Source organism: Actinomycetes bacterium (assembly GCA_036000965.1).
In the GTDB taxonomy this organism is placed as follows: domain Bacteria; phylum Actinomycetota; class CALGFH01; order CALGFH01; family CALGFH01; genus DASYUT01.
Genome location: DASYUT010000187.1, coordinates 1 through 4,580 on the forward strand (window position 1 = coordinate 1; position 4,580 = coordinate 4,580).

5 protein-coding genes and 1 tRNA gene are annotated in these 4,580 nt (G+C 69.9%); 2 read left to right on the plus strand and 4 right to left on the minus strand.

Going from position 1 to position 4,580, the window contains the following annotated elements:
• From VG276_17440 to VG276_17455, 4 genes are all read right to left on the minus strand, one after another.
• The coding region (locus tag VG276_17440) for a helix-turn-helix domain-containing protein (protein HEV8651116.1) at positions 1-303 on the minus strand (303 nt) is incomplete at its 3' end.
• A gap of 190 nt (positions 304-493) precedes the next feature.
• A tRNA-Ser gene (locus tag VG276_17445) sits at positions 494-583 on the minus strand.
• A gap of 376 nt (positions 584-959) precedes the next feature.
• Complete coding sequence (locus VG276_17450) at positions 960-1,775, minus strand: ABC transporter permease (GenBank protein ID HEV8651117.1); 816 nt, start codon at positions 1,773-1,775, stop codon at positions 960-962.
• A complete protein-coding gene (locus VG276_17455; GenBank protein HEV8651118.1) occupies positions 1,772-2,872 on the minus strand; it encodes an ABC transporter ATP-binding protein in 1,101 nt (366 codons plus the stop codon). The genes VG276_17450 and VG276_17455 overlap by 4 nt, the downstream gene beginning before the upstream one ends.
• 556 nt (positions 2,873-3,428) lie before the next feature.
• Between VG276_17455 and VG276_17460 the strand changes: the two genes are divergently transcribed.
• A complete protein-coding gene (locus VG276_17460; GenBank protein HEV8651119.1) occupies positions 3,429-4,160 on the plus strand; it encodes a DUF433 domain-containing protein in 732 nt (243 codons plus the stop codon).
• The gene (locus VG276_17465) at positions 4,135-4,545 is read left to right on the plus strand and encodes a hypothetical protein (protein HEV8651120.1); all 411 of its coding nucleotides are present in this window, start codon (positions 4,135-4,137) and stop codon (positions 4,543-4,545) included. Before VG276_17460 ends, VG276_17465 begins: the two co-directional genes overlap by 26 nt.
• Positions 4,546-4,580 lie beyond the last annotated feature (35 nt).

A 4,580-nucleotide genomic window follows, 5' to 3' on the forward strand; every position in this document is an offset into this window, starting at 1 on the left:
GTCGGTGTCGAACCCGTGGGCGGGGGCGCCCTCGCGCAGCGCCTGGTCGATGGCGGCAAGCTGGGGCTCGGACAGGCGCGGGGCCTGCCCGGTGGGGCCGGCGCTGCGCAGCGCCTCGGGCCCGCCCGCGTGCCAGTGGGCGTGCCAGCGGCTGGCGTTTTGCCGGGAGACGCCGAGTTCGCGGGCGACCTCGGCCTGGGAGCGGCCGGCGGCAAACAGCGCGCCGGCCTGCATGCGGACGTGTTCGAACGCCTGGCGGTCGCGGAGGCCGCGGGCGTTGCGGCGGTAGGCAGTTGGTCTCATGCTCCCATGCTGCCACAACATCGCAGGAACGAGCGAACTTCTTTAGTAGGTCGTTCCAACCGGCTCCTTACCAGTTCCGGAATGTCCTCTAAGCAGGCCCGGACAGCCGCACTCGTCAACCGCGTGCGGACCCAGCGCGGACCAGCCGGGAACGGCGACAGCGTACGCGCAGGTAGATGACCTGTTCTCGTGGCGGAGGCTGAGGGGTTCGAACCCTCGAGGAGGTTGCCCCCCTACACGCTTTCCAGGCGTGTGCCTTCGACCGCTCGGCCAAGCCTCCACCGGGGAGTTTACGCCCGCGCTCCGGAGGGGCGGCAACCGGATGGTGCTCACGCGGGTCAGGTGACGTCGCGCCAGGGGGCTGCCGGAACGCCCGCGATGCAGCAGGTCGTGGCTCAGGCCGCGAAGGCCATCCCTGGGCCCTGGCGGCGGGCGCGGATGTTGTCGCGAGTGCCAGCGTCCCGGCGACGCCAGCGAGGGCCACCGCCACCCCGGCGGCAGGTCCGTCACCGCCCACGTGGACAGCACCACGAGCAGGCGGTGAGGACGCCTAGGCCACGAGCAGGTCGTGAGGACGCCTGGGCCGGCTAGCCTTGCAGGGCAGTCCCAGGACCCGCAGCGTCAATTCGTCGTGATCACATGGCCGGCTAGCCCGGTCAGTCGATCGCGCGGCGCAGGAACAAGCGGACGCCGACCGCTGTGAACGCCACCAGGGTGGCGGCCAGGACCAGCACCGATATCCAGGGCCGCATGTGCGGGACGGCGGGCTCGAGGGCGGCCCGGAGCCCCTCGCTGACGTAGGTGAGCGGGTTGAAGGCGGTCACCACCTGAAACCAGCGGAGCCGGTCGAGCGACGCCCACGGGTACTGGCTCGCCCCGGTGAACAGCAGCGGGGTGAGGATCAGGGCGAACATGACGTTGATCCGGTTCGGCGGCACGGCCGTCCCCAGGATCAGGCCGAGGGCCGCCCCGACCAGCGAGCCGAGCACCAGGATGGTGACGAGCAGAGGCAGACCGCTGGCCCGCCACGGGATCGAGCCGAGCACCCAGATGCCGATCGGGAACATCACCACGGCGGCCAGCAGGGCGCGCATGGCGGCGAACACGATCTTCTCGACCGCCACCATCCCGACCGGCAGGGGGGCGAGCAGCCGGTCCTCGATTTCCTTGGTGAAGCTGAAGTCGATCACCAGCGGCAGGGCGGTGCCCTGCAGGGCGGTGATCACGGCGGTCAGCGCGACGACGCCGGGGAACAGGACCTCGGTGTAGCCGCCGCGGGCGAAGCCGAGGTCGGTCAGCACCTTGCCGAAGACGAACAGCAGGAACAGCGGCTGCAGGATGACCTGGGCGAGGAACACGGGCAGCTCTCGTGCGGTCACGTAGACGTCGCGCCGCAGCACGGCCAGGAACACGCGGACCTGGCTGACCGCGGCCGGCTCGGCCGCGGTGGCCGGGGTGATCGTCGCGCTCACCGCAGCGACCTCCCGGTGAGGCTGATGAAGACGTCCTCCAGGCTGGGGGTACCGATGCTCACGTCGGTGAGCTGGGCATCCCGCGCGGCGAGCATCGTGGCCACCGGCGCGAGCATGAGCGGCGCGTCACCCGAGAGGTACAGCCGGGCCCGCAGCTCCCGTGGCCGGCCGTCGCCCTCCGTCCCGCCGCCCCTTGGGGGCGGACCAGCCGGTGGCCCGTTCATGCCGGGCCAGCCGCCGGCGAAGGCGGGGGGCCCGGCATGGGCGGCCTCCACCCGCTCGACCCGCTCGACCCCGTCGAGGGCGCCGAGCGCGGCCAGCAGGTCGTCGGGCGACGTTCCGTCGGCCGGGGCCAGCGCCACCTCCAGGGTGGTCTGGCCCGGCAGCCCGCGGGTCAGCCCGTCCGGCGTGTCAAGGGCGAGCAGCCTGCCGCGATCCATAATCCCCACCCGGTCGGCCAGCTCGGCTGCCTCGTCCATGTCGTGGGTGGTGAGCACGATCGTCACGCCACGAGCCCGCAGGTCGCGGACCCGGTCCCAGACGAACAGCCGGGCGGCCGGGTCGAGTCCGGTGGTGGGCTCGTCCATGAAGAGCACCTTCGGCGCGTGCATGAGCGCCCTTGCGACCATGATTCGCTGGGCCTGGCCGCCCGAGAACATGTCGGGCTTCTCGCCGGACCGGTCGGCCAGTCCGAACTCCTCGAGCAGCGCGTCGGCTCGGTGGCCCCGCTCGGCGGCCGGCACGCCGTGGTAGGCGGCGTGGAAGAGCAGGTTCTGGCGGATCGACAGGGAGCGGTCGAGGTTGTTGCGCTGGGGGACGACCGCGACCAGGCGACGGGCGCGCACCGGGTCGGCACCCACGTCGGCCCCGGCGACGAGGGCCACCCCGCCGCTTGGCCGCACCCGGGTGGTCAGGATGCCGACCGTGGTCGTCTTGCCTGCGCCGTTCGGCCCGAGCAGACCGAAGACCTCGCCCGGGGTGACCGTGAACGACACCCCGTCGACGGCGTTCACCTTGCTCTTTGGGTAGCGCTTGACCAGGTCGCGCACCTCGACTGCCGGGGCGGTCACCGCGCCCCCATCCCGCTCTCGATCCACACCCGCCTCCGCGCTCGATCGGACCTCGCCGTCAGCCTAGTCGCCTCCCCACCCAGGTGGGCATGCTCGCCGATGGGCGGTTGTCTGTCTTCACCGCCAGCGCCCGTGTGCCGTTCCAGCAGGCTGCCGTCTTCCGGTACCTGCCAGCTGCAACGCGTCTCGTGACACAGCGCGTGACCTGGCGTGCTTGTCAGGTTACTGCGTCGTAGGCCATGATCCGGGCTTTGCGGAAGGGTCGAGTCTCTCTGTCGTGATGTGAACGGCTGGAAGGGAGCGGGCCGGGCCCTCCGTGTGCTTACACATGGATGTGACTCCCGTACCGGTGTACAGCAGCCAGGTTCACGGGGGAGTGTCCCCCTCAACGCGATCGTTCCGCCAAGCTGGCTTGCGCACGGCCGACCTTGTGCGGGGTCGTGGCGCCTGGTCGGTCTCAGTGTTGACTTCCCCTACCCGGCCTGTCGCGTAGTCGTGTAAGACTTAGCCGTCCTACCGTTAGCCGTCCTACCGCTAGGAGCCGGGCAGGCTGGCCGCGAGCATCAGGCGAGGGGGCGGTGAGATGACCAGGCGGTCCTCCGAACCCGACGTGCGCTTCGAGGTGCCGCTGTATCGTATGACGGAGGCCGCCAAGTACTTGGGTGTGCCAACCGCAACGTTCACGACGTGGGCGAAGGGCTATGTTCGCCGGCCGCTCGGCCGCCGTGCAGTCATTGGCGAGCCGATCGTGACTGCTCTGCCAAGCCACGGCGGGAACCATCCGACGATCCCTTTCATCGGGCTGGCGGAAGGGATGGTGCTGGCCGCGTTTCGCAGCAAGGGCATTACGATGCAACGCATCCGACCGGCCCTCGCAGCCCTCGCCGAGACCGTCGGTCTTGAGCACGCCCTCGCGTCCAAAGCGCTGTACACCGACGGCGCTGAGGTGCTCTACGATTACGCCGAGCGGCACGGCGACACCCCAGAGGCGATAGACACCCGCGAGCTGGTCGTCGTGCGGAACAACCAGCGTGTCTTCGCTCCGGTCATCCAGGACTACCTCGAGCGTATCGAGTACGGGCCGGACGGTTATGCGCGGCTAATTCGCCTTCCCGACTATCGGTCCGCCAAGGTCGTCGCTGACCCTGAGCGCTCCTTCGGCCAGCCCATCTTCGCCCACGGGGCGGCGAGGGTCGCTGACGTGCTGGAGCGGTTCTGGGCGGGCGAGGACCTCGGCATGGTCGCCGAGGAGTTCGGCGTTCCACCGGCGGAGCTTGAGGACGCCCTGCGTGTCGCATCCCGCCGGGCTGCCTGATCGCTTCCTCGACCGCAGCCTGGGCCGCATCCAGGTGCCTGGGCTCCTGCGAGCGGCCGGACTTCACTTGGTGACCCTCGCCGAACACTACGGCGTCCCTGCCGACCAGGAAGTCAAGGATGTGATGTGGCTCAAGGAGGCGGGACGACGTGGCTGGGTAGTGCTGATGAAGGATCGCAGCATCCGTTCCAACGTCGCCGAGCGACAAGCGGTGAAGCGCTATGCGATCCGCTGTTTCTGCATCCCACGGCAGAACCTAACAGCCCAGGAGATGACGAACCGGTTCCTTCACAACCTGTCCGCCATGGAAGCGGCATGCGCCGAGCCTGGCCCTTTCATCTACGCGGTCGACGAGCGTCGGCTACGTCCGCTTCCGCTCAAGTGACGACGGCATTCGCCCCGCGCCGCTTGAGCGTCGAG